A 25,914-nucleotide genomic window follows, 5' to 3' on the forward strand; every position below is an offset into this window, starting at 1 on the left:
CTTTTAATATAGAATTTTAATAATGTTGAACATCGAAAAATACAATCATTAGTAAGGTTTTAAAATCATCGATAAAAAACAAATTATAAGCAATATATTTTCTTTTTGGAACACATTAAATCCCAATTATCAAATGATAATTATTGCTTTTATCATCGGATTATTTTTTTTCTTTTTACGTAGTATCATCAAAATAATTATTGGTATTATTTTATTAATTTTAATATTAAAATTTGGTTTAAAAGTTGATTTTTTAAGAAATATTAACTAACCTTACCAAACTAGATAAAATATTTACTTTCTAATTAAAAAAATAATTTATTATTTAACAACTCTTTTGCAAATTAAAGGGTTGTTTTTTTAATTTTAATTAGGAATACCAAAATATAAAAAGAGTACTTTTTAACATTTAGGCTATTTTTTAATATTATTTAATAAAATTTTATGAATAAAAAAATGCATAAATGCATTTAAAAACATTTTATTACTAAAATTAACCCAAACCAAACCCAACAACAAAAATTTTTTTGCAATTCTTAATATTTTTCTTTCTAATTTACAAATACCAAAATAAGTATCTTAACTTTTTTCAAACAAAAATTATAAAAAATGCTATAATAATTTTATAAAATATGTTTATATATCTTAAAATATCAAAAATGTTTATCAAAAATGTTTATCAAAAATGTTTATCAAAAATGTTTATCAAAAATGTTTATCAAAAAATTAACGAGACAAATTTTAGGTAAAAAGTTTTTAATAATTTCATTATTTTATCATTTATTGTCATCATTCAGGAATCATTTTTTATTTTACAATCCAAAAAGAAAGGAACTGCAATCATGAATTTACAAACCACCAAAAGCAAAATCCAAAATGCAATCCAAAAAGTTTTATTAGAAGAATTAATTTTACAAGAACAACTGGAAAATGACAAATTTGATTTTTCTTTACCTTTGTTTGCTTATGCCAAAAAAACCAAAACTAACCCTCATATTATTTTTGAAAATATCAAAAAAAACCTTGTCACAATAAACGAAATCCAAGAATTAATGTTTTTAAACGGTTTTTTAAATATCAAAATTAAAAGAGCTTCATTAGCTTACGAAATATTACTCAAAATCAACGAATTACAAGCTAATTATGGCAATTTTCCCAATCAAAATCAAACCATAGTTATTGATTATTCTTCTCCTAATATTGCTAAAAACTTTTCTGTTGGTCATCTGCGTTCTACTGTTATTGGAAACGCTCTCAAAAATATTTATCAAAAATTAGGTTTTGAGGTAGTAGGAATCAATCACTTAGGAGACTGGGGAACGCAATTTGGCAAAATGATTGTAGCTTATCAAAAATGGGGCAACAAAGAAAAAATCCTAAAAGACCCAATTAACGAACTACAAAAATTATATGTTTTTTTTCATCAACAAGCCAAAACCAATCCTGAATTAAACGAACAAGCCAATTTTGCTTTTTTAAAATTAGAACAACAAAACCAAAAATATCTCGATTTGTGGAAATGGTTCCGCGAAGTGTCTTTACAAGAATTTTGCAAAATTTATGATATTTTGGGGATTTCATTTGATTTTTTCTTGGGAGAATCTTTTTATAATGACAAAATCGCTCCTCTTTTTGAAGAATTAGAACAAAAAAAGCTTTTAAAAGAAGAAGACCAAGTTTTGCTTATAGAACTTGATAATTTACCTCCTGGTTTAGTGAAAAAAACTAATGGCAGCACCTTGTATTTAACAAGAGATCTAACTACTTTTAAATATCGTTGTAACACTTTTAATTGTCAAAATGTTTTATATGTTGTAGGCAACGAACAAAAACTTTACTTTAAACAATTAGCCCAAATAATTGAAAAAATGGGATACTGTGACACTAAAATAAAACACATTAATTTTGGTTTAGTTTTGATGGATGGCAAAAAAATTTCTACTAGACATCACAAATTTACTACCTTAATTGAAGTAATTAATCAAGCTACTATTTTAGCCCAAAAAATCATTGAAGAAAAAAATCCTCATTTATCAAATCTTAAACAAACTGCACGCAAAATCGCTGTAGGAGCCATCATTTTTAACGACCTTAAAAACGATAGACATCTAGATATTGATTTTAATTTAGAAACTATTTTACAATTTAAAGGACAAACAGGACCTTATCTTCAATACACAGCAGCACGTCTAAATTCCCTTTTAAACAAAGAAAAACTAGACACAAACTTAATTGACAAAACCATTTATCAAAAAGACCATTATTTTATTTTAGTAAAATTATTAGACCAGTTTCCTTTAATTTTGCAAAAAGCCCAAAAAGACAATATGCCAAGTATTTTGGCAAAATATATGTTAAAAATAACTCAAAATGTTAACTTTTTATATTCACAAGAAAAGATTTTAACAGATGATAAAACCACTACAAACACTAATCTTTTATTAATCCAAGCAGTTTTTATCACTCTTAAAGAAAGTTTAAGAATTTTAGGGGTTCCTTTTTTAGAAAATATGTAGTAATTTTTAAAAAATACCTTATTTTTCATAAAACAATTAAATCCACAAATCCAAAACTAAAAAACTAAAAAAAGAAAACCCAAACAACCACCCAATAATTAAAAGAAGGAAGTGATTATTTTCATTGATAAAAAACATTTTTTTAAAAACATTTTCCAAAATACCAATAAAAACCAAATGTTAAAAATTACTGCATTATTAATTAGTTTTTTATTTTTAATATGGCTGAATTTATCAATATTTGAATATTTCCATATAAAAAATAATTCCAAAAAGAAAACCATTTTAAAAGTAGGAGTTAACAACAATTCTGCTCCTAATGTTTTTAAAGTTTTAGAACAAAATGAGGGAAAGAAGGCCAAAAAAGCTGTAAACGGTGAATATATAGCGGGTTTTGATATTGATTTAATCAATAATATAGCTGATAAACTAGATTTAGAATTAGAATTTCATGTCTTTGATTTTGCAGGACTTCTTAATGCCTTAGAACAAGAAACAATTGACATCGCAGTTGCGTCTTTGAGTATTACAGACAAAAGAAAAGAAAAATACGATGTTTCTAAAGCCTATATGCAAACTGGAACCAGCATAGTAGTAAGAAACAAAAGATTTGATGATTTATTGGATAATTTAAGAAAACAACAAGAGCCAAACAATAACAAAGAAATAAAAATAAATTATAATGAATTTTGCCAAAAATTAAAAGATTTAGGAAAAGAAAAACCCATTAAATTTATAACATTTCTAAATACTGTTGCAATCCCAGTAATTGAAAAAATCAAATCAGATACTAATAAAGAAAAAGAATATGTCATCAAAAATAACGAATTAACAAGTTCATCTGCATGTTTTACTGATATTTTACAAGGAAAATCAGATATGTTTATAACAGATAATTGTTTAGCTAGATGGGCTTATGAAATAAATCAAGATTTGACATATTTTGATGTGTATTCTAATAACTTAGAACATTCTACTTGTCCCCAAGGTTTAGGAATATTTTTTCCTCAAAAAAATGATGAAGATAGAAGAATACCAAATTTACAAAAAAAGATAAATGCAGCATTGGTAGAATTGGATTTAGTTAAAAAAGATGAAAAAGGCGAATTCCAAGACATCATAGACTTAAAGAAAAAAAATCATGAATTAAAAGAAACTAGTAAAGAAGAAGTTAGTTCAGAAGATAAAAATAAAATAGAAGAAATAGAAGAAATAGAAAAAAAAGTAAAAAAACGACTAGATGAAGTCTTTAATGAAAACAAAGAAACAATTGAACTACCAACAAAAAAGATTTTTATCCAAGCCCAAAAAACCATTCCATCTTATCTAAAAGGACTCAAAACTACTTTAATTTTAGCTATTGACAGTCTTATTGTTGGCTTTTTATTAGCTATTATATGCACTTTAATTAAAAATATAAAATTAGATTATCACAAAAATAATTTCTTGATAGTTGCTATAATAAAAATATTAAATACTTCCATAAATGCTTTGTTTTTTGTCTTAAAGGGCATTCCTGTAGCTGCCCAAGCAATGCTTATTTATTACAGCATTACTTTTCTTTTTAAAGGAAATTTTAATCCTTTACACGCAGGAATTTTTGTTTTAATACTTAATTCTTTAGCAAGTATTACAATGATTTTAATGCAAAATATTAAATTCTTAGATAAAGGACAAATTGAAGCTGCTCATTCTTTGGGGATGAACCAAAAGCAAGTTTTTCTCTCTATTGTCTTTCCTCAAACTTTAAAAAGGTCAGTTCCTTTTATTTTGCAACAATTAATCACAAACATTAAGGATAGTTCTTTTTTTGCCATTATAGGAGTTGCCGAACTTTCTTGGCAAGCACAAAGCAATATGGGCTCTACCTTAAATCCAATCTTGCCTTTTGTAATGATATCTTGTTTTTATTTAATAATTATTAGTATGACTGGTTTTTTAAGCAAAATGTTAGAAAAAAATATTAAATTGAAAAAATAAAAGAAAAAGAATAGAAAAGGAAGTGAACAATTTCATTAATTTAATTAATAAAAACTCATTTTTAAAAAATATTTTCCAAAAGAAAAATAATATAAAAATATTCAAAATTATTACATTATCAATTAGCTCTATATTGTTGGTATGGTTGCATTTTTCAGTATTTGGATGGCATTTTTCAACCAAAACAAAAAAAATAGAAAGTGAATCAGAAACAAGATTAAAAACAGTTTTTGACAACCACAAAGACATGCTTTCTAAAAGCACTACTTGGCATCAAATCAAAGAAACTTTTCCATCTTATCTAGAAGGACTCAAAACCACTTTAATTTTAGCTATTGATGGTCTTATTATTGGTTTTTTATTTGCAACTTCATATACTTTAATTAAAAACTCTCAATCCCATAATAAAATAATATTAAATATTAACAAAGGAACAACTTATTTTTTAGATACTTTATTTTTTATTTTAAAAGGAATTCCTGTAGCTGCCCAAGCAATGCTTGTTTTTTATGGTATTGGTTATCTTTGCAAAGATCTTTTTGAAATTAAACGTTTGTATGCAGGTCTTTTTGTTTTAGTACTTAATTCTTTAGCAAACATTACTGTAATTTTAATGCAAAATATTAAATTCTTAGATAAAGGACAAATTGAAGCCGCTCATTCTTTAGGGATGAACCAAAAGCAAGTTTTTTTCTCTATTATCTTCCACCAAGCTTTAAAAAGATCAGTGCCTTTTATTATCCAACAATTCATCACAAACATTAAGGATAGTTCTTTTTTTGCCATTATAGGAATTGCCGAACTTTCTTGGCAAGCACAAAGCAATATGGGCTCTACCTTTAATCCGATTCTACCTTTTGTTACAATATCTTGTTTTTACTTAATCATTATCAGCATTACTAATTTATCAAACAAATTATTAGAAAAAAATATTAAATTATTACAACCAAAAGCATAATGAAATATTTAAAAAATCAACACTATAAGAAAGACCATTAATAAATGTGGTCTTTTTTTATACGATTTTTAGCTATTTTTGTGTATAATAAAAATAAGTGTAAATATTTAATTTTTCCCAAATAAATATTCTAAATATCAAAAACGTCAGGAGATAAAAGCAATGAATGTTAATTTCAAATATAAAACTACATATTTGTATCAACTTTATTGTTTTTATTATTGTTTACAACTCAAATTTTAATTATATTAGGAGATAACGATGGGCGTTGATTTAGATACAAGACTAAATACTTATATCAATTTTAGCATATATAAATAGCAAAATATTTAAAAAAGAAAACCAAAGAAACAAAGACACAAAAAAGACAAATACAATCCAAAAAAGAACAAAACAATCAAAAAATTATTATAAAAAACAGACTAAAACTATCATTACTATCATTTTTTATTTTTTATCATTTTTTATTTATTACAATTAACTTTTATCATTTAATTTATTTAATTATCAAAATTAACAGTAAAAAAGGATGTAAAAAAACATGAATACAAAACGGTATTTTTTTTCAATGTTTTATCAAATTTTTTTAAAAACGTTTTCAAAAATAAAAAAAATATAAAGATATTTAAAATTTCTACATTATTAATTAGTTTTATAATTCTAATTTGGTTGCATTTCCAAGTTTTTGGAATTAACATTCACCAAGCAAAAAAATCATCCAAACCCAAATTAATAGTGGCAACAACTAACGATTCTGTTCTAATGTTTTTGGGGAGATTAAATCGTTGAACTGTTCCATTTTTTTAGACACTTTTTTATTTCAAAATTACTCTTTAAGACTTAAAATTAAATAGATAATTTCTTATCTTTTCAAACTAACAAATAATTTCATTACACTTAAAAAAATGTCTAAAAAAATGGAACACCTCAATACATCAGATTCTTTGAAAGCCAAAAATAAAGAAAATATAGCAGGGTTTGAGATAAGTTTAATCAAAAAAATAGCTGATAAACTAAATTTGGAATTAGAAATCAATGTTTTAGATTTTGAAGGAGTTTTAGCTGCTTTAAACCAAGAAAAAATTGATGTAGCAATTACATGCATGAGCATTACAGAAGAAAGAAGCAAAAAACTTGATCATTCTAAGGCTTATATCCAAGCCCAAACTAGCATGATAGTAAGAAGGAATGACAAAAGATTTGAAGGTTTAATCCAAAAAGAAGAAATAAATTTTGAAGGTTTTTGCGATGAATTAAAAAAAATAGCAACTCCAAACGAACCAATTCAATTTGTAACATTCCAAAATACTGCTGCAATCCCAGTAATTGAAAAAAATAGTAGCGCAAACAAATATGCAAGAATCACAGCCACTTGTTAAAAAAACAACGAATTAAGTAGTCCTCCTGCATACTTTCAGGATGTTTCACAAAAGAAATCCGATATTTTTGTAATAGATAGTTTTATGGCTAGATGGGCTTGTGCCTCAGATAATAATTTAGCTTTTTTTAACATGAATTCCAAAAATTTAAGTCATTCTGCTTGCCCTCAAGGTTTGGGAATGTTTTTGCCTAAAAAAAATGATAAAGATAGAAGAATACCAAATTTACAAGAAAAGATAAATACCGTATTATTGGAATTGGGATTAGTAAAACAAGAAGAAGGCAAATTTCTAGATATTATAGATTTAAAAAATAAACTTAATAGCTTGGAAAACAAATTAGAAAGATGAGCAAATCCAGAAACACAAATTACACATGAAAATGAAGAAATAAAATTAACAACAAAACAAATAGAACAATTAGGAAAAATCACAGATATTGACACACTAAAAGCAAAACTTAAGGAACTTACAAATCCATTAGAACAAAATAAATCAATTTTAAGTGATAATGAAAAACAAAACTTAATAAATGAAATTGAAAAAACAAAAAAACAAATTACAAACATAGAAAAAATAACCAAAAAATGGGTAGACGATATTTTTGAAAACCATCAAGAAACAATTAATCTAGCAAAAAATAATACTTGGTCACAAATTAGAAAAACTTTTCCATCTTATAAAGAAGGACTTAAAACTACTTTAATTTTGGCTATTGATGGTCTTTTTTTAGGATTTTTATAGCTGTTTTATGCACCTTAATGAAAAATGCCCAATCCAATAATCCTTATATATTAAAAATTAGCAAAGGAATAAGTTGGATCTTTGATATTTTATTTTTCATTTTAAAAACGATGCCAACAGCAGACCAAGCAATGCTTGTTTATTATGGCATTGGAAACCTTTGTAATAAAGGTGTTATTACTTCTCTTAATGCAGGACTTTTGGTTTTGAGTCTTAATTCTTTAGCAAACATTAATGTAATTTTAATGCAGAATATCAAATTTTTAGATAAAGGACAAATTGAAGCGGCATTGAGTTTGGGAATGAGCCAAAGACAAGTTTTTTCTCTATTGTTTTTCCCCAAGCTTTGAAAAGATCAGTGCCTTTTATTATCCAAAAATTCATCACAAACATTAAAGATAGTTCTTTTTTTGCTATGATAGGCATCTCTGAGTTAACTTTAGTAGCTAAAAATAATACTGGAGTGACTTTTAATCCGATCTTGCCTTTTGCTATGATAACTGGTTTTTACTTAAGTATCATTGTTATTACTAATTTATTAAACAAAATATTTACTAAAAATATCCTTCATAAATAAATAATTTTTCAAAGTTTTAACACCGAAACCTGATAAAAGGCTATTAGCTAATGTGGTCTTTTTTTGGGTGGCGAGCATGTAAATATTATTTTGGTTTATGATTTTGAGGAAAAAAAACAAAAATCAAAATAAAACTGATATAATATATAAGTATGATATTTTTATCATTTAAAACAAAAAGCTGATGTGGCGGAATGGTAGACGCACTTGACTCAAAATCAAGCGAGCAATACTCATGTCGGTTCGAGTCCGACCATCAGTACCATTAATTTATTTTTATTTATAATTGCATCTATGAAAAGAAATAACAAATAAAAAATTGCATGAATTTCATGTGTTTTTTTATTTGTTTTATTTTTTAAAAAACGATTTGAAACAACAATTTTGATTTCTTGCCTCTTTCTTGCCTCTTTTCCCAATCAACTATTAGGTGGTATTTATTGTGTCTACTCATTCATTTAAACAATTTATCGAACAAAAAGGTTTTTGCAAAAAATATTTTCAAAATCCTCAAGTAAAAAAAATATCAGTTTGCCAAAAAAGCCCAAAATGGGTTTTACAAATCACATTTAAACATTTACCTTTAGTTTGTGATTTAGCATTTTTTTTAGAACAATTACTCCAAGAATTAACTATTTTATGGAAAAACCAAGCGCAAACCAAACCTAATTTGCCCCAAATTGAATACCACATCGATTTTGAAAATTGGGATTATCTAGAATCTTTGGCAGAAAGTTATTTTAATTATGTTATAACCCAAGCCAGTTTAATAAAAAAATATCATGATTTAGATTATTTTGCAATTCAAAATCACCAAGTAAATTTTCAAAACGGCAAATTTATCATTTTTGTAAATCCTAATGCATTTAAATGTTTAAATAAAAAAATGGAACTTCTTCAAGATTTTTTTTCTAAATTTTATGGTTTTAAAAATGAATTTATCTTATCAACAGATAGAAAAATTGATATCAATAGAAAAAAATCCACAAATATTGAAATCGAAGAATTGCAACAAAATCCGAATCATCAAACCAACTCCAACGAACAAAATCAAGAAAAAAATCCAAATAACAAATCAGATCCAACTTCTCAAACCGATCAAACAAAACAAGCAAAAACAACACCCCAAGCAAAAGCATATAATAATAAAGGAGCTTATAATAGCAATTCTAAAATGACAACTAAAGATACAAAAATAAAAGATCTTCCTAAAAATAAACAAGAGCTGGAAGAATTCAACCGTCAAAATCCCAATACTTATGTAATTGTTGAAGGTTTTTTGGCTCATCCTATCAAAGAAGCTAATTTTCAGTATTCTTATTTAAAATTTGTTATAGAAGAAAACGACAATGATTTTTCTATCGAAAATAAAGATGCTATTTTAATTCAAAAAAAAGTGTCCAAAGATGAAAAAGAGCAATTTTTAAAAGCCAATTACCAAACTGGACAATTATTTAGAATCACAGCTCGAATTAATTATAGTGCTTGGGATGATGTTCATTTAATGATGACACAATACGAAACCCTAGAATCAGATTCAATTTCGCCTTCATTAATCCGCCAAGACTTGGGTTTTCAAGGCAAAAAAAGAATTGAATTTCACACTCACACTAAAATGTCTAATTTAGACGCCATTAACAGTGCCAAAGAATATTTACAAATAGCAGAATCATGGGGACACGAAGCGATTGCTTTTACGGATCATGACGGCATTTATGCTTACCCTGAAATTAACGAACATGCCAAAAATAAAAAAATCAAACCTATTTATGGAGTGGAAGTTGATTTTATTGAAGAAAAACCTATTTATATCACCAATCAAAAAGAAGATAATTTAGAAAAAGATTTTGTTTTAAAAGAAGCTACTTATGTGGTTTTTGACTTGGAAACTACTGGATTATCTAATGTTCGTGACAAAATTATTGAAATCGCTGGAGTAAAAATTAAAAACGGAAACAAAATAGGCGAGTTTCAAAAATTTATCGACCCGCAACAAAAATTAACCAAAACTATCACCGATATTACCAATATTACGGATGAAATGCTTCAAGGACAACAAAAAATTGACCAAGTTTTACCACAATTTTTAGCTTTTGCCAAAGACTGTGTTTTAGTGGCTCACAACGCTTCTTTTGATATTAATTTTTTAAAAGAAAAAGCAAAAGAACTCAAAATATCTTTGGAACCACAACCCATTATTGATACCATGGTATTGTCTCAACGTTATTTCAGTAATCTTTTAAAATATTTTTCTTTAAAAAGATTGGCAACTTTTTTCAAAGTCAAATTAGAAGACCATCACCGTGCACTTGCGGATGCCACTGCCACATCAGAAGTTTTTATCAAAATGATTGATCAATTGGCAGATCTAACCAAAGATCCCAAAGACGAACAAGTAATTACTTTTTTTGACTTACAAGAAAAAATCGATCCCAAATACGAAAGACCTTATCACATCAATATTTTAGTGGCTAATCAAACCGGTTATCGCAATCTTTTTGAACTTTTAAGCAACGCTTTAACTAAGGATTTTAACAAAAGCCCTCGTGTTTTAAAATCTAATTTAGCTAATTTAAGACAAGGTCTTTTAGTGGGTAGTGGTTGCATGAATAGCAATATTTTTGAAATAGCTCTCAATCAAAACATTTCCAAATTGAAAAAAGCTATTTCTTTTTACGATTACATCGAAGTGCAACATCCCCAAGCTTATAAACATTTAATTCATGATTTAGGCAAAAACGGGCTTCAAATCATTGAAACTACTCTCAAAACCATCATAAAAGAAGCCCAAAAACAAGCAAAAATAGTAATTGCCACTGGGGACGTTCATTATATTCATCCTTGGGAAAAAGATTATCGCGAAATTTATATTAGTGCCAAAATGGTAGGAGGCGGCTTACACAAATTATCTAGATACGAAAATAAAAACTTGCCAGAAAATCACCTTTTGACCACCCAAGAAATGATAGATGCATTTGCCTTTTTACAAGATGAAAAATTAATTTATGAAATTGTAATTGAAAATACTCATTTGCTTAATTCCAAAATTGAAAAAATCAAAGCTTTTTCTTCGGAACTATTTTCTTTCAAAGACGAAGCTTTCAAAGCCAACTTACAAATACCAAGCATCAAAGAAGAAATTAAGCGTTTGGTTGATACAAAAGTTAAACAAATGTACGGCGCAACTCCCCATCCTTTAATTAAAGAAAGATTGGATCAAGAGTTAAAAAGTATTATCGGAGAGACAAAAAACGAAAAATCTAATCAAAATATTGCTCCTGTTTATTATTTATCACATTTATTAGTTAAAAATTCTTTGGAAAAAGATTATTTAGTAGGCTCACGTGGTTCGATTGGTTCTTCTTTAGTAGCAACTATGTTAGAAATTACCGAAGTAAATCCGTTAAAACCACATTATTATTGTCCACAATGCAACTACACTATTGTCCAATTAAAACCACAAGAAAAAGAACAATATTACAACTCAGAAGAAGAAAAATACCAAAACGAACTTGATAAGGTTTTTTCGGGATACGATTTGCCAAACATGCCTTGTCCCAAATGCAACACTCAGTTCAAAAAAGACGGTCATGACATTCCTTTTGAAACTTTTCTAGGCTTTGAAGGCAACAAAACTCCTGATATTGATCTAAATTTTGCAGGTGATTACCAAATCCAAGCCCACAATTACATTAAAGAATTATTAGGAGAAAAACACGCTTTTAGAGCAGGAACCATCCAGACTGTTGCCCAAAGAAACGCTTATGGCTATACGATGGGTTTTTTAGAAGAAAAACAAAAACAATGGCGTAAACAAAAAGTAGCCCAAATTGCCAACAAAATCGAAGGAGTTAAACGTTCTAATGGCCAGCATCCAGGAGGAATTGTTGTTGTGCCGCCCGATCGCAGTATTTATGAAGTAACTCCTGTCCAATATCCAGCTAATGACACCAATTGGAAAACCACTCATTTTGATTATCATTCCTTTGAGCAAAATCTTTTTAAATTAGACATTTTAGGACATGATGATCCTATGATGATTAAATTTTTGATGGATTATGTTAAAGAAAATCAAAGAATTTTCCCTTTCACAAGAGCCCAAGATATTCCTGTAGATGATCCCGAAGTTTATAAATTGTTTTCCAACGAATTCAAAATTGATTCTTCTGTAAATCCAGGAAATAAAATCACTATTGATTCTTTGGGTATTCCTGAATTTGGAACTATTTTTGTCAAACAAATGTTAAAAGATTTAACAACCGCTAAACAAAATTCACAAAAACAAGCAATTAAAATTAATTTTGCTGCTTTAGTAAAAATCTCAGGACTTTCACATGGAACTGATGTTTGGAACCAAAACGCCAGAGATGCTATCAACAAAACAGGCGAATTTGAAAAATACAAAAATAAAACAATTTCTTTTGATGATATAATTGGTTGTCGTGATGATATTATGTTACAACTACAAGAAAAAGGGCTTGATCCTTTAAAAGCTTTTGATATTATGGAATTTATCCGCAAAGGCAAACCCCAAGATGATTTTCAAACATGGAACAAATACAAACAAGAAATGAAAGACAAAGTAGAAGCTTGGTATATTGATTCTGCTGCTAAAATTAAATATTTATTCCCTAAAGCGCACGCCACTGCTTATGTTATTATGGCTTTGAGGATTGCGTGGTTTAAAATGCATGCACCATTAGCTTTTTATAGTGGTTATTTTTCTAAAAGAACAGAACAATTCGACCACCAAATCATGATTAGTAACGATATAAAAATTATTAAAGAAAAATTAAATAAGCTTGCAGAATTGAAAAAAAGTAAAAAAATTAAAGCCAAAGAAGATGCTTTAATAAATACTTTAAAAATTGCCGAAGAAATGGTACATCGTGGTTTTAAATTTTTAACTGTTGATTTTAATAAATCAGATGTTAGTGTTTTAAAAATAGAAGATGGTGGTTTTTTAAGGATGCCACTGCTTTCGCTTGATGGTCTAGGTTTGATTGCTGCTAATAAAATTGTAGAGGCGCGCCAAGAAAAACCATTTACTAAAGCTGATTTTGCCACTCGTTCTAAAATTAATAAAACCATTTTAGCCAAAGCAAAACAAGAAAACCTTTTAGATTCTTTAGAAGATGAATGAAATTAAAAAAACAAATAATAAATAAATTTGATTAAATCCACAAAAATATTAAAGATGATTTTGCTATAATAAATCATTTTGCAAAAAATAAAAAAGGAGGTGATAAAATTGATACCAAATAAAAGATTAGTGTCAGGGATCAAACCAACGGGCGATCTTACTTTAGGAAATTATATTGGGGTTTTAAAACCTTTGCTATATTTGCAACAAAACTTAAAAAATTTTGATTTTTATCTTTTTATAGCTGACTTGCACGCCCTTACTTTTTATCAAGAACCCCAAAAACTAAAAAAACAAATCAAAAAAATAGCAGCTCTTTATTTGGCATCAGGGCTTGATCCTGAAAAAATAAATTTGTTTGTTCAATCTGAAGTAACACAACATACTTATTTGGGTTATCTCTTGGAATGCAATTCTTATTTTTCTGAACTACAAAGAATGATTCAATATAAGGAAAAAAGCAAAATTAATGCAGAAGGAATAAGGACTTCTTTATTTACTTACCCCACATTGATGGCAGCTGATATTTTGATGTATGATGCAAATTTAGTGCCTATTGGCAAAGATCAAAAACAACATTTAGAATTAACTAAAAACTTGGCTACAAGATTTAACAATTTATATGGTAATACTTTTGTTGTTCCGGAACCTTTTTTTAATCCTTTGGGTTCGAAAATAAAATCTTTGCAAAACCCTTTGAAAAAAATGAGTAAAAGTGATACGGAAAATCCTAAAAGTTATATTTTACTTTTGGATGATCCTCAAATAATTAAAAGTAAAATTGCCCAAACTGTTACAGATTCCCAAAAAATAATTAAATATGATCCAGAAAATAAACCTGGAATTTCTAATCTTTTAACCATTTATGCTTCTTTAAAGCAAATTAGTATTTTTGAAAGTGAAAAACTTTTTCAAAAAAGTAATTATAAAGAGTTAAAAAATAAAGTCGGTGAAGAAATAATTAATTTTGTTGTACCTTTGCAACAAAAATTTTATCAATTAATTAATAGTGCAAAATTGGATGATATTTTAAATAAAGCAGCTCAAAAAGCTTCCTTGATTGCAGAGAAAAAAATCCAACAGGTACGAAAAAAATTAGGTATTTTAAGATTTTGATGTATAATATTTATAAATAAAAAAGACAACCTTTTTAGGGTTGTCTTTTTTATTTAATAACTTTTTTTATTGTGTGCTTTAATTACTTGTTGTAAAGCTTTCCAAGAAAGACTTATACAAACGACTCTTCCAGGAAAATTAATAAAATGTTTAAATAATAGTAATTCTTTGTCAAATTGAGTTTCATCATATATTTGATTATTAATCATAGCTAAAAAATGATTTATTTTTTCTAATGTTTGTGGAATTTCTAGATTCTTAAGATGTATAGACATCAAACTTGCTGAAGCGCGACAAATAGCACAAGCTTGAGTTTCGTATTTAATATCTATTAATTTTTGATTTGAGATTTTGATTTGTAATGAAATAGAATCACCACAAGAAACATTTTTATTAGTTATGTTTATAAAATCAGGGTCTTGGGAAAGTCCCCAATTTTGAGGTTCTTGATAATGTTTAATGATTAAATCACGATATAATTTATTTATTTCTAACATTTTAATGCCTTGAGTTATTTATTAAATTTAGAGAAAAAAGTTTGCGTTTTTTTTAAGTTTTTAATTAAAATATCAACGTCTTCTTGATTGTTGTGAATGCCTATAGAAACTCTAATTATACTTGTTTGTTTTAGTTTTTGAGTAGCTAAAAAAGCACAACATCTACCAGTTCTTACATAAATATTTTCCTGAGCTAAAAAAGCTTCTGCATCATGGGCATGAATTTGATTAAAGTTAAAAGTAATGATGTTAGAAAAAGCTTGAGGATTATAAATTGTGATGTTAGGAATTTGTTTTAATTCTTTCATTATATTTTGATAAATCTTTTTTTCATGTTTTTGGATGTTTTCAAAACCAATTTCTTCCACAAATTCCAAAGCTTTTTTAAAAGCAAGAATTCCTGAAATATTAGGAGTTCCTGATTCAAATTTATTAGGACCTGCGTTGAGTAAAAAATGTTTTAAAGAAAATTCTTTAATGGAAGTTCCTCCAAATGAAGGAGGTTGTAATTGTTCTAATAAATAATTTTTGCCAAACAAAATCCCTATTCCAAAAGGACCGTATAATTTGTGGGATGAAAATGCTAAAAAATCTACATCTAAAAATTTAACGTCTATGGGTAGGTGACTTGATGATTGGGCAGAATCTAAAATAACTAAAGCGTTTTTTTTGTGAGCTAAAGTTGTTATTTCTTTAATGGGAGTTTCGTACCCTAGCAAATTAGAAACATGAGTTAAAACAACTATTTTAGTTTTGTTTGTTAAAACCTTAGCAAAATTTTCTACAGTTATTTGATTCTGTTCGTTTAGGGGAACAAAAATTAATTTTGCTTTTTTTAGTTTGGCTTGTTTAAACCAAGGAAACACGGAAGAATTATGTTCTAATTCTGATGTAATAATTTCGTCACCTTCTTGAAGGGTTTCTCCTAAGCTTTGAGCTAATATATTTAAAGAATCAGTAGTTCCTTTAGTAAAAATAATTTCTTCTGATTTGGAATTAATAAAATTAGCTGTTTTAATTCTTGTTTCGTTCATTAGTAAAGTGTTTTGATGAGACAAAACGCCAAAAGATTTGGTATTGAGTCCATTTGTGCTATAAAATCTAGTCAATTCATCTATTACTTTTTGAGGTTTTAAAGAAGTAGCAGCATTATCAAAGTAAACAATCTTGGGGTTGGTTTTGAAAATTGGGAAAAAACAGCGAAAAGGATTATTTTGCATTTTGGAAACCTCTTAATTTGTTAAGACATATTTTTTCATAAATGAATTAATAAAATAAATAAAAAGTTATTAATAATTAAAAGACTATTAAAGCGTTGTTTTTTTTGCCTTTTTTCAAAAGGACATATTTATCAAATAAAGTGTTTTTTTTGGTTATTGCAAAATCAAGGGATTTGATTTTTTGATTAAATAATTTAATAGTGTTGTCTTTGATAAATTCACGAGCTTCACTTTTAGAAGTTGCCAGTTTTGTTTGAACTAAAGCATCAACTAATAAAATATCTTCTTTTGTGGAATGACAAAACAAAGTTTTTTGCAATAAAATAAAATCTTTTTCTTGGAAAGATTCTTTTTTAGCATTAGAAAATAAAATTTGGTTAGTTTTTATACATTCTTGCAAAATATCTGAGGAATGAATTAAAGTAATAATGTTTTGGGTAAGAGCTTTTTGAGCTAATCTTTGTTGGGGGTTTTCCAAGGTGTTTTTTTCTAATTCCAAAATTTCTTGCTTGGGGATTAAAGTAAGCATTTTTAGATAATTGATTACTTCTTTATCAGAAACATTTAAAAAATATTGATAAATTTCATAAGGGGAAGTCATTGAAGGATTTAACCATAAAACCCCTTTTTCGCTTTTGCCAAATTTCGTTCCATCTGAATTTAACAAAAGAGGAGTGCTAATTCCTAGGGCATCGGATTTTTTTTCTAATTTTCTGATGAGTTCTAGTCCGCTTGTGATATTTCCCCACTGATCAGAACCGCCTAATTGTAATCTAACTTTATGATTTTTGTATAAATGATGAAAATCTAAAGATTGTAAAATCATATAAGAAAATTCAGTAAAAGAGATGCCAGAAGCAAGTCTTTTGGCTACTGCGTGTTTGGAAAGCATATAGTTAATGTTAAAAAGTTTTCCGTAGTTTCTGAGGAAAGAAATGATATCTATTTGAGAAAGCCATTGATAATTATTAACAAATTCTACTTGTTTGTTTAACAATATGTTTTTAAGTTGACATTCAATACTTTTAGCATTTTGCAATGAATTTTCTAAAGATAATAATTTTCTTTCTTCAGTTTCTTTGGGATCTCCTATTAAACCTGTAGCCCCACCTACTAAAATAACGGGTAGATGTCCTTGTCTTTGCATTAATAAAATCATTGTTATTTGAACTAAATAACCCACTGTTAAAGAATGAGAAGTAGGATCAAGCCCACAGTAAAACTTAACTTGGTTGTTGTCTAATAATTCTTTAACTTGTGTTTCGTTACTACAATCTTTAATTAAATTACGCCATTTTAATTCTTCATAAAAAGACATTTTGAGCTCCTATTTTATTTTTAGAAATAATTTTCTTGGTTTTAAAAAAAATCATTAAAATAGAGTTGTTTTTAATAATTTTCTAAATTTTGTTTATTAAAAAAAAGGGGAAAAATATATTTAAAAAATGTTATTAAAAGTTTTTTATTATAAAAAAATGTATTTCTTTAAACAAAAAAATAATTTATCTTTGTTCTTTAATGCGAGAAGCTTTAGAAGAAAGGTTGCGAACATAATGCAATTTGGCGCGACGAACAATACCACGACGAACTACTTCTATTTTCTCGTTAGTAGGGGAATGTACTGGGAAAGTTAATTCCATTCCTACACCAGCAAATATTTTTCTTACAGTAAAAGTTTCTGTAATTAATCTTCCTTGGCGTTTAATAACTAAACCTTCAAAAATTTGAACCCTTTTGCGGTTTCCTTCATCAATTTTGATAAATACTTTAACTGTATCACCAGGTTTGAAAAAAGGGACATCTTTAAGTTGGTGCTGGTTAACTGATTCTATTAAATTTTGTCCTTTTAATTGAGACATAATTTTGCTCCTTTGTTGAATTCAAATAAATAATTCTTGAATTATTTTTGTAATTCTTGTTTAATTTCTGTTAAAAGTTTGGTTTGTTCTAAAGTTAATTTTTTATTTTCCAAAAGATCAGGTCTTTTTTGTAAAGTTGCCTTCAAGATTTCTTTTTGGCGCCAACATCTTATTTTGGCATGGTTTCCAGATAACAAAACAGCAGGCACTTCGTGATTCAAATAACTTTGCGGGCGGGTGTATTGAGGATATTTAAGCAAACCTTGTTGATGGGAATCTTCAAGATAAGATTGTTCTTTGATAACTTCTGGAAGCAGTCTTGTAATTGCATCAACCAAAACAGTAGCAGCGATTTCTCCTCCTGTCAAAACATAATCACCTATGGAAATTTCTGCATCAATATATTGCAATATTCTTGCATCAACCCCTTCATAATTACCGCATAAAATAATTAAATGAGTTTCTTTTTGAGCAAAATTAGTGGCATGCATTTGATTAAAAATTTGTCCTTGAGGAGATAATAAAATAACTTTGCTTTGGGGAGTTTTTATTTTTTGTAGACAATCAAAAAAAGGAGGGAAAGAAAGCAACATTCCAACTCCTCCTCCATAAACGCTATCATCTACTTGATTATGTTTATTTTTGCTATAAGTTCTTAAATCATGAAGTTTTATTTGAACTTTTTTTTGTTCTAAAGCTCTTTTAATAATGGAAGTTTCGCAAAAACTTTTAAAAAAAAGCGGAAAAATAGTGATAATTTCAATAATCATAAAATTTAGTTTTTAACCGTTAAAGGCGCTTTCATTTATTTTTGAAATTGAGAAAAAAATTATTTTTCAACTTTAGTGTTAGTTTTTGCAAAAAATTTATTTTTTTTAAATACTTTTTTGACTGTTTTAGTTGGTTGAGCGCCATTGGATAACCATTTTTGTACTTTGTTGTGGTCTAATTCAACAATATCTAAAATAGTGTCATAAGTTCCTAAAATTTCTAAAAATTTACCATCTCTAGCATTTTTAGATTCGCTTGCAACTACTCTGTAAAAAGGTCTTTTATGCACTCCGAAACGTTGTAAACGCATTTTTATTGCCATAATAAACACCCACTTTCTATTTTTTTATTAATCGTTTAATCGTAAATTAAAAAGTTCATCCTAAATATTATCACATAAAATAACTGAATTGTCAAGTGTTTTTGATAAAAAAGATGAGAAAAATGTTTTTTGATGAATTCTTAAAAAAATAAAATCTTTTGAAGATTTTAATTAAGGTGAAAGATATTTAAGTACATTAAAAAATGTTTAAAAAACAATAACAATAAATAATAAAGGGAGTGATTTTAATGAAAAATAGTGTGCTTTGTTGTTTTCAAAAAATAAAATATTAAAATTGTTCTAAGACAAGACAAAAAGAAAACCCAAAACAAATTACTTTGGGAAATTATTTATTCTTTGAAATGCCTTTTTATCTTGGCTTTTCCTATAATTATTTTTTTATATTGGTTATTGATTAAAAAAATAATTAACTTTGTATTTTTATTTTTTATTCATGAGGAGAACTAATAGGTATTTTGGTTAAATATCCATTGATAAATTCGTCGATGTTTCCATCCATTACTTGTTCTAATTGAAAAATTTCTTGATTAGTGCGGTGATCTTTAACCATTTTGTAAGGATGAAAAACATAGCTTCTAATTTGAGAACCCCAACCATTTTCTTTTTGGTCGCTTTGAAATTTTTTAGCATTTTCTTCTTTTTGTTGTTTTGATGCTAATTGAAATAACTTGGTTTTTAGCATTTGCAAAGCTTTTTCTTTGTTTTTGATCTGACTACGTTCATTTTGACAACCCACTACTAATCCTGTTGGCAAATGAGTTATTCTTACTGCTGAATCAGTAGTATTTACGTGTTGTCCGCCTGCACCACTACTTCTAAAAACATCGATTTTAAGATCTTCTGTTTTTAAATTAATTTTGATTTCTTCATTAATTTCTGGCAAAACATCGCAAGCTACAAAAGAAGTATGTCTTTTGGAATTAGCATCAAAAGGAGAAATTCTTACCAAACGATGAACTCCTTTTTCCGCTTTTAGATAACCATAAGCATAAGTTCCTTTAATTAATAAGGTAGCTGATTTGATTCCTACTCCTTCACCTGGTTGATAATCAAGAATTTCGGTTTTAAAATTCTTTTTTTGAGCATATTTTTGATACATACGGAAAAGCATTTCGCACCAATCTTGCGATTCAGTGCCTCCTGCTCCTGGATGGAATAATAAAATAGCATTGTTAATATCATAAGGTTGATTCAAAAAAATTTTAATTTTGAAATCAAAAACGGCTTTAGTGAGGTTTTTTAATTCTTCTTCTAATAAAGCAGAAGTTTCATTTGGGCTTTCATTTAAATTAAATAAAGTTTCTAGATCCAAATAATTTTGTTCTAAAGTTTCTAAAGTAGTTTTTTTGTCTTGCAAGTCGTTGAATTGTTGGCTTATTGTAACAGCTTTTTGGGGGTCTTGCCAAAAATCTTCTTTTTGCATGGCGCAATTTAATTTTTCAATTGTTTGATTGGTTTTTTTTAAATCAAGGGCTTGTTTTAAATCTTGAAGGTTTTGATGCAAGTTTTGTAAAATTTGATTAATTTCGTATTTTTCCACAAATTAATTCCAAGGTTTTTTAGAAGTTCTTACTTTTCTAGTTCTTCTTTTTTTAGAAGATTCATCATCGCTTGAATCATTGTTTAAAAAAACTTTTTGGTTGGGAGGTGTTTGAAAACTATCTGCGAAAGAAAACTTTAAAATAGTAGCAGTAATGTCGTTTGCAATTTTTGCAATCATGTTATTGAATAAAACTTGTCCTTCTTTTTGATATTCAATAAAAGAATCTTGTTGTCCGTAACTTACAAATCCAATTCCTTGTCTTAAAGAACTCATGTCATTGATGTGGCGTTGGTAGTAATTATCAATTATTTTTAATGTAATCCATTTAAGACCTTTTGCAAAATATTGAGCTTTATCAGGGTCTTTTTCAAAAAAATCTTTTTGAGATTGTAAAGTGGCTTTTACTTTTTGCAATAAATGTTGTTGAAAAGAATCAAGGGAGTTTGTTTTAGGGTTGTTGCATAATTCTTGTACTTCTTCTAAATCAAAGGTTTGTTTAGGGAAAAATTTATTTTCTAAAAAAGTAATTAAAGTTTGGGTTTGACATTGGGTAGGGTTGTTAGTAAAATGTGGCAAAATAGCTTTATTAAGGGTCTTTTGCATTAAATCTTGAACGATTTGTTCTACTCTATTGCTAACTAGAATTTCTTTTCTTTGGTTATAGATAATTTCTCTTTGAATACGTAAAATATCATCATATTTTAAGAGGTATTTACGATAGTCAAAATTGGAAGATTCTACTTTTTTTTGTATTTTGGTAAAAAATTTAGTCACCATTTTAGATGAAGTTTTAGTTTCGGAATCGCTTATTTTTTGGAGCAAAGAAATAATTTTTTCTATTCTAGTGCCACCAAATCTTTGGGCAAGTTCATCTTCGCTAGAAATAAAAAAACGTGAATAACCAGGGTCACCTTGACGTCCAGCACGTCCTCTTAATTGGTTATCAATTCTTCGTGATTCGTGTCTTTCAGTACCTAAAACAGCAAGTCCGCCTAATTCTTTAATCCCTTCGCCTAAACGAATATCAGTTCCACGTCCTGCCATATTAGTAGCAATAGTAACTGCATTTTTAAGTCCTGCCTTAGCAATGATGTCTGCTTCTTTAGAGTGGTTTTTGGCATTTAGAATTTCGTGTTTAATGGAATGTTTTTTTAATTTTTTAGAAATAATTTCAGAAACTTCTACTGTAGTTGTCCCAATTAAAATGGGTTGTCTTTTTTTGTGGCGAGAAGTTATTTCTTCAATTAAAGCGTCGTATTTTTCTTTTAAAGAAACAAAAATAAAATCGGGATCGTCAATTCTTATCATAGGAACATTGGTAGGAATTTCGATAACTTCCATGTTATAAATGTCTCTAAATTCATCTTCTTCGGTTTTGGCAGTTCCTGTCATCCCTGATAATTTGTGATAAAGACGGAAAAAATTTTGATAAGTAATAGTAGCTCCAATGGAAGTTTCTTCTTTAATTAATACTCCTTCTTTGGCTTCTAATGCTTGGTGAAGACCGTCGCTAAATTGGCGTCCTGGCAAAGCACGTCCAGTAAATTGATCAATAATTAGAACTTGTCCATCTTTGTAATCAACTAAGTAGTCTTTGTCTTTGTGCATCGTAAAAGCTGCTTTAAGGGCGTTTTTGACATGGTGGAGCAAAGAGGCGTGTTCTACGTTGTATAAATTATCAATTTGGAAAAAGTTTTCAGCTTTGGTAATTCCTTCTTCGGTAAGTTCAATTGTTTTAGTTTCTAATTCAATAAGATAATGGCTATTTTTAAGGGTGCGAACAAAACGTTGTGCTTCTTTGTATAAATTCTTAGTTTCTTTGACACTTTGGGAAATAATTAAAGGCGTTCTTGCCTCATCAATTAAAATAGAGTCTACTTCATCAACAATAGCATAACTGTAAGGGCGTTTCATTACCAAATTGGAAGCTTCAATTTCCATGTTGTCTCTTAAATAATCAAACCCTAATTCACTGTTAGTAGTGTAGAGAATATCACATAAATAGGCTTGTTGTTTTTGTGCGTGGTCTTTGTCTTTGGTATTAAGTCCTACTGTCATTCCCAAAAAGCGAAAAACATCACCGATGCTACCTTCAAATTCTCTTTTAGCTAGGTATTCATTGACTGTAACAATGTGAACAGGGTTACCACTTAAAGCGTTAAGATAAGCAGGCATGATGGCAGTAAGGGTTTTTCCTTCCCCAGTTTTCATCTCAGAAATATTTCCTTGATGCAAAATTACAGCGCCCAAAATTTGAACGTAATAAGGAGTAAGTCCTGTTACTCTTTTGGTAGCTTCTTTGGCAAGAGCATAGGCTTCGGGCAGCAGTTGGTTAAGGGTTTTTCCTTCTTGAAAGAGTTTTTTTAATTCTGCGGTTTTTGTGGCAAAATCTTTGTCATCTAATAAAGCCATTTGGGCTTCTAAATTTTGTACTTTATTAGCTATGGTTCTAGCTTTTCTTAAAGCTTTTTTGGAAGAATTAAATATTTTTTTAAAAAAATTTAACATAATCGTTTTAATCCTTTATATTTTTTAGTTTTTGAATTTGTAATTGCGGGTTGTTGGTTCGTATTTCAATAATTCTTACTTTGGTTCAATATTAAAAAATGAAAATAAAATGAAGTGAGGCGAAAGTGCAATGAAAATAAAATAATGTTAATTTTTATCAAAAACCTGAGTGAAAAAACAAAAATTAACAATTTTAGGGGGGGAACCAAAGTAATTGGAGGGGAAAAATGAAAATAATTGGGGTGGTATTTTGGGTAGCAAAAGTCCTTATTTGCAATCCCATTATTATTTATTTTAACATATATTTAGTGGTTTGTAGACATCATTTAATTATTTTTTGCTGTTTGTGGCTTTATTTGCGGATTTGGTGGTGGTGGTGAAAAAAAGCAAAAAGCGCGCGAGGAAAAAATGAAAAAAAGACTACCGCCATTAGATAGTCTTTTTTTAGTTAAAACAATTTATTTTGTGGTTTTAAAAATTGCTTTAAAAATTTGAACAATAAATGCGACCTAGAGAATTTTTTAATAATTTGGATTAATAATTATTTCAATTTATAATTATTTTGAATGTAATAATTGGGAATATATTTTAATTTTTTTCTTAGCAAAGACATTTTGCCTAACAAAATTTAGTTTTGTATGTTTGAGGTTGGGTTTGGTTTTTGTGTTGTAAAAAATCTTTTAAAAAGGTTTTGTCAATTTCCATCATAACATCCATTGGCAAAGAGGCCTCATCAAACCATTTTAGTTTAGCAACTTCATCATCTTGTGGGCTTAATTTTCCTTGTGTTTTAGTTACTACAAAAGCCATAACAACTGGATAGACAACATCTCCGTTAGGATAATTGATAATAAAATGTTTTCCACAATAGGTACGAAAGGGATAAATTTCTAAAGCTTTAAGACCTGTTTCTTCTTCTAGTTCTCTTACGCAAACATCAGCTCCAGTTTCTCCTAATTCCATTGCTCCACCATGAAGTCCCCAAACATTAAAATCTTTGCGGAATTGCAATAAATATTTATTATTTTCATAAACAATAACGGAAGCCCCAGGAGAAAATAAAGGGTCTTTTCCAATTTTTTGGCGCAATTTGTTGATATAGTTGCTCATTTAAAAACCTTTTTTCATTCTTTCTTTTTTAATTTATTTTTTTAATTTTAGCTTTTTAAATTTTAATATTGTTAATATTGTTAATATTGTTAATATTGTCAAAAAGTTATTTTTGAATTAAGAAATAAATATTTTTGGTAAAATTAGTAAAAAGTGTAGATAGCATAGATAGCAAATAAATGAAAATGCAAATAATAAGTTTTTTGTAAAAATATTTCAAATTATTATTTGATTTATTATAAATAGTTGTTTAATTGATGGCTAAAATTTTGCTAATATTTTTCCTCCCAATATTTTTTTGGATAACTTTTATTTCTGTATTTGTTAGATGGCAAAATTTATGGCTTTAATTTTTTTATTTTTTAAAGCAAACTTTACAAATGAAAGTAAACTTTTAAAATTAAAAACTTAGTGAAATAGGGCTTTAACAACCAAAATAAAAGATGACAAAATTAAAAAAATTATACTTACTATTTTATTTTAGCATTTTTTTTAATATTATGTTATTTTTTGATAACTTTTTTTTATTTTTTTGTTGTTTTGTAATTTGAAAAAGGCAATTTTTAGTAATTTGTTAATTTGAGCTACTAAAAATACTTGATTATTCAAAAATATTGACTTTTATATTAGTTGTAAAAAGTGCAAAAATATTATAATAACTCAAAAAGGAAGCCCTTCAAAAAAAGGGCTTTTTTATTTCAAACATTTTATTATTAGAAAATTATAAATCTTATTTATTGTAACTTTTTTTTAAAGGATATTTTTTAGTAATTTCATCTAAATCTTTTTGAGATAAAGTTTTTGTAATTAATAATTTACGGGCTATTTCATCTAAAGCATCTTTATTATTTTGTAATAAATGTTCTGTTTTTTGTAAAAAGGCATTAAAATCTTTTTGAGGATAAGGAGAGAATTTATTTAAGTTATGTTTAGCACTATTATGGTCAAAACCAGAGCCTTTTCCTACTTGTAAACGTTTCATTTGATGGTTTTTGGCTAAAATATTTTCAGCAGCAGTTCCTCCAAAATTAACGAGTGTTTCTGTTTTGGGATCAGATTTTAAAACTTTGCAAGAAGTATGTCCCAAGGTTCTTTGAGTACGTTTAATTGTAACGTAAGGAACTTGAAAATTTTCAGGATATAAAAGAGCTATAAGAGTATGTCCTGCTTCATGATAACTTGTTATTTCTTCTTCTTCTAATTGTTTTTCTTTTAAAAAATAACTCCATAGATCATATTTCAAAAAGTTTTTAATTTTAGTGTGATTACCAAGATAAATAACAGTTATAAATAAAACATTAATTCCAATTAAACCCCAAAGCCAAATATGGATTAATTGATTTGACAACTTATTATCTAATTTTTGATAATCATTGTTTTTCTTCATAATGATAAACTCCACTCTGATTTAGCCAATAATTTATTTGTGTTATGGCTTGTTCTGGGGTTTTAAAATTTTGAAAAGAATTATTAAACCAATTAAAAGTTTTATTATGTGATTGAAGTGATTCAGAAGAAAGTGTTTTTAATAAATCTGATAATTCAGTTGCATATGTTTGAATTATGTCTTTTAAACCTTGTTTTAGATTTTTTAGTTGATTGTTTAGTTCGTTTAAATGACTTTCATAAGATGCTAAAATTTGTTCTAGA

20 protein-coding genes and 1 tRNA gene are annotated in these 25,914 nt (G+C 27.5%); 10 read left to right on the forward strand and 11 right to left on the reverse strand.

From position 1 onward, the window contains the following. Nucleotides 1-842 precede the first annotated feature (842 nt). The 10 genes from argS (at nucleotide 843) to trpS (ending at nucleotide 14,413) form a co-directional block, all read left to right on the forward strand. Nucleotides 843-2,516, forward strand: coding sequence for an arginine--tRNA ligase (gene argS / locus KE631_RS01330; protein WP_212509082.1), 1,674 nt, complete (start codon nucleotides 843-845; stop codon nucleotides 2,514-2,516). Between the two features lie 111 nt (nucleotides 2,517-2,627). Beyond that, nucleotides 2,628-4,496, forward strand: a complete 1,869-nt coding sequence (locus KE631_RS01335) for a transporter substrate-binding domain-containing protein (RefSeq protein ID WP_212509083.1) — start codon at nucleotides 2,628-2,630, stop codon at nucleotides 4,494-4,496. Nucleotides 4,497-4,641: 145 nt separating this feature from the next. Next, nucleotides 4,642-5,454: an amino acid ABC transporter permease gene (locus tag KE631_RS01340; RefSeq protein ID WP_249291089.1), complete on the forward strand. Its 813-nt coding sequence runs from the start codon at nucleotides 4,642-4,644 to the stop codon at nucleotides 5,452-5,454. Between the two features lie 917 nt (nucleotides 5,455-6,371). Further along, a complete protein-coding gene (locus KE631_RS01345) occupies nucleotides 6,372-6,833 on the forward strand; it encodes a transporter substrate-binding domain-containing protein (RefSeq protein ID WP_212509084.1) in 462 nt (153 codons plus the stop codon). 84 nt (nucleotides 6,834-6,917) lie between these two features. Next, nucleotides 6,918-7,184, forward strand: a complete 267-nt coding sequence (locus KE631_RS01350; protein ID WP_212509085.1) for a hypothetical protein — start codon at nucleotides 6,918-6,920, stop codon at nucleotides 7,182-7,184. 410 nt (nucleotides 7,185-7,594) lie between these two features. Then, nucleotides 7,595-7,927 (forward strand): ABC transporter permease subunit, encoded by a 333-nt coding sequence (locus KE631_RS02665; protein WP_212775560.1) that lies wholly within the window; start codon nucleotides 7,595-7,597, stop codon nucleotides 7,925-7,927. 8 nt (nucleotides 7,928-7,935) lie between these two features. Next, on the forward strand, nucleotides 7,936-8,154 hold the full coding sequence (locus KE631_RS02670; RefSeq protein ID WP_338140471.1) for a hypothetical protein: 219 nt from the start codon (nucleotides 7,936-7,938) through the stop codon (nucleotides 8,152-8,154). A gap of 180 nt (nucleotides 8,155-8,334) precedes the next feature. After that, nucleotides 8,335-8,419, forward strand: a tRNA-Leu gene (locus KE631_RS01360). A 177-nt stretch (nucleotides 8,420-8,596) separates the two neighbouring features. Next, nucleotides 8,597-13,297, forward strand: a complete 4,701-nt coding sequence (locus KE631_RS01365; protein WP_308507128.1) for a PolC-type DNA polymerase III — start codon at nucleotides 8,597-8,599, stop codon at nucleotides 13,295-13,297. Nucleotides 13,298-13,408: 111 nt separating this feature from the next. After that, a complete protein-coding gene (trpS, locus tag KE631_RS01370) occupies nucleotides 13,409-14,413 on the forward strand; it encodes a tryptophan--tRNA ligase (protein WP_212509099.1) in 1,005 nt (334 codons plus the stop codon). A 53-nt stretch (nucleotides 14,414-14,466) separates the two neighbouring features. On the opposite strand, the gene sufU is transcribed toward trpS, so the two are convergent. From sufU to KE631_RS01425, 11 genes are all read right to left on the reverse strand, one after another. Next, on the reverse strand, nucleotides 14,467-14,910 hold the full coding sequence (gene sufU / locus KE631_RS01375; protein ID WP_212509087.1) for a Fe-S cluster assembly sulfur transfer protein SufU: 444 nt from the start codon (nucleotides 14,908-14,910) through the stop codon (nucleotides 14,467-14,469). A gap of 14 nt (nucleotides 14,911-14,924) precedes the next feature. Next, nucleotides 14,925-16,130, reverse strand: a complete 1,206-nt coding sequence (locus tag KE631_RS01380; RefSeq protein WP_212509088.1) for an aminotransferase class V-fold PLP-dependent enzyme — start codon at nucleotides 16,128-16,130, stop codon at nucleotides 14,925-14,927. A 76-nt stretch (nucleotides 16,131-16,206) separates the two neighbouring features. Further along, nucleotides 16,207-17,448, reverse strand: coding sequence for a tyrosine--tRNA ligase (gene tyrS / locus KE631_RS01385; RefSeq protein ID WP_212509089.1), 1,242 nt, complete (start codon nucleotides 17,446-17,448; stop codon nucleotides 16,207-16,209). 184 nt (nucleotides 17,449-17,632) lie between these two features. Continuing rightward, nucleotides 17,633-17,989 carry a 50S ribosomal protein L19 gene (gene rplS, locus KE631_RS01390; RefSeq protein WP_212509090.1) on the reverse strand — a complete coding sequence of 119 codons (357 nt, stop codon included), beginning with the start codon at nucleotides 17,987-17,989 and terminating at the stop codon, nucleotides 17,633-17,635. Between the two features lie 41 nt (nucleotides 17,990-18,030). Continuing rightward, entirely contained in the window at nucleotides 18,031-18,759 is a 729-nt protein-coding gene (trmD, locus tag KE631_RS01395) for a tRNA (guanosine(37)-N1)-methyltransferase TrmD (protein ID WP_212509091.1), read from the reverse strand. 59 nt (nucleotides 18,760-18,818) lie between these two features. Then, nucleotides 18,819-19,082, reverse strand: coding sequence for a 30S ribosomal protein S16 (gene rpsP, locus KE631_RS01400; protein ID WP_212509092.1), 264 nt, complete (start codon nucleotides 19,080-19,082; stop codon nucleotides 18,819-18,821). A 448-nt stretch (nucleotides 19,083-19,530) separates the two neighbouring features. After that, nucleotides 19,531-20,643, reverse strand: a complete 1,113-nt coding sequence (gene prfB, locus KE631_RS01405; protein ID WP_212509093.1) for a peptide chain release factor 2 — start codon at nucleotides 20,641-20,643, stop codon at nucleotides 19,531-19,533. Between the two features lie 3 nt (nucleotides 20,644-20,646). Further along, nucleotides 20,647-23,154: a preprotein translocase subunit SecA gene (secA, locus tag KE631_RS01410; RefSeq protein ID WP_212509094.1), complete on the reverse strand. Its 2,508-nt coding sequence runs from the start codon at nucleotides 23,152-23,154 to the stop codon at nucleotides 20,647-20,649. A gap of 618 nt (nucleotides 23,155-23,772) precedes the next feature. Beyond that, on the reverse strand, nucleotides 23,773-24,264 hold the full coding sequence (locus KE631_RS01415; RefSeq protein WP_212509095.1) for an NUDIX hydrolase: 492 nt from the start codon (nucleotides 24,262-24,264) through the stop codon (nucleotides 23,773-23,775). Nucleotides 24,265-24,994: 730 nt separating this feature from the next. Continuing rightward, entirely contained in the window at nucleotides 24,995-25,651 is a 657-nt protein-coding gene (locus KE631_RS01420) for a hypothetical protein (RefSeq protein WP_212509096.1), read from the reverse strand. Beyond that, the coding region (locus KE631_RS01425; RefSeq protein WP_212509097.1) for a hypothetical protein at nucleotides 25,635-25,914 on the reverse strand (280 nt) is incomplete at its 5' end. The genes KE631_RS01425 and KE631_RS01420, both read right to left, overlap by 17 nt.

Source organism: 'Santalum album' aster yellows phytoplasma (assembly GCF_018283495.1).
GTDB lineage: Bacteria > Bacillota_I > Bacilli_A > Acholeplasmatales > Acholeplasmataceae > Phytoplasma > Phytoplasma asteris.

Excerpts from the sequence above, each read along its gene's own strand:
- argS (WP_212509082.1), top strand. The coding sequence starts at position 843 with ATGAATTTACAAACCACCAAAAGCAAAATCCAAAATGCAATCCAAAAA.
- KE631_RS01345 (WP_212509084.1), top strand. The coding sequence starts at position 6,372 with ATGGAACACCTCAATACATCAGATTCTTTGAAAGCCAAAAATAAAGAA.
- KE631_RS01350 (WP_212509085.1), top strand. The coding sequence starts at position 6,918 with ATGGCTAGATGGGCTTGTGCCTCAGATAATAATTTAGCTTTTTTTAAC.
- KE631_RS02665 (WP_212775560.1), top strand. The coding sequence starts at position 7,595 with ATGAAAAATGCCCAATCCAATAATCCTTATATATTAAAAATTAGCAAA.
- sufU (WP_212509087.1), bottom strand. The coding sequence starts at position 14,910 with ATGTTAGAAATAAATAAATTATATCGTGATTTAATCATTAAACATTAT.
- KE631_RS01380 (WP_212509088.1), bottom strand. The coding sequence starts at position 16,130 with ATGCAAAATAATCCTTTTCGCTGTTTTTTCCCAATTTTCAAAACCAAC.
- tyrS (WP_212509089.1), bottom strand. The coding sequence starts at position 17,448 with ATGTCTTTTTATGAAGAATTAAAATGGCGTAATTTAATTAAAGATTGT.
- rplS (WP_212509090.1), bottom strand. The coding sequence starts at position 17,989 with ATGTCTCAATTAAAAGGACAAAATTTAATAGAATCAGTTAACCAGCAC.
- trmD (WP_212509091.1), bottom strand. The coding sequence starts at position 18,759 with ATGATTATTGAAATTATCACTATTTTTCCGCTTTTTTTTAAAAGTTTT.
- rpsP (WP_212509092.1), bottom strand. The coding sequence starts at position 19,082 with ATGGCAATAAAAATGCGTTTACAACGTTTCGGAGTGCATAAAAGACCT.
- secA (WP_212509094.1), bottom strand. The coding sequence starts at position 23,154 with ATGTTAAATTTTTTTAAAAAAATATTTAATTCTTCCAAAAAAGCTTTA.
- KE631_RS01415 (WP_212509095.1), bottom strand. The coding sequence starts at position 24,264 with ATGAGCAACTATATCAACAAATTGCGCCAAAAAATTGGAAAAGACCCT.
- KE631_RS01420 (WP_212509096.1), bottom strand. The coding sequence starts at position 25,651 with ATGAAGAAAAACAATGATTATCAAAAATTAGATAATAAGTTGTCAAAT.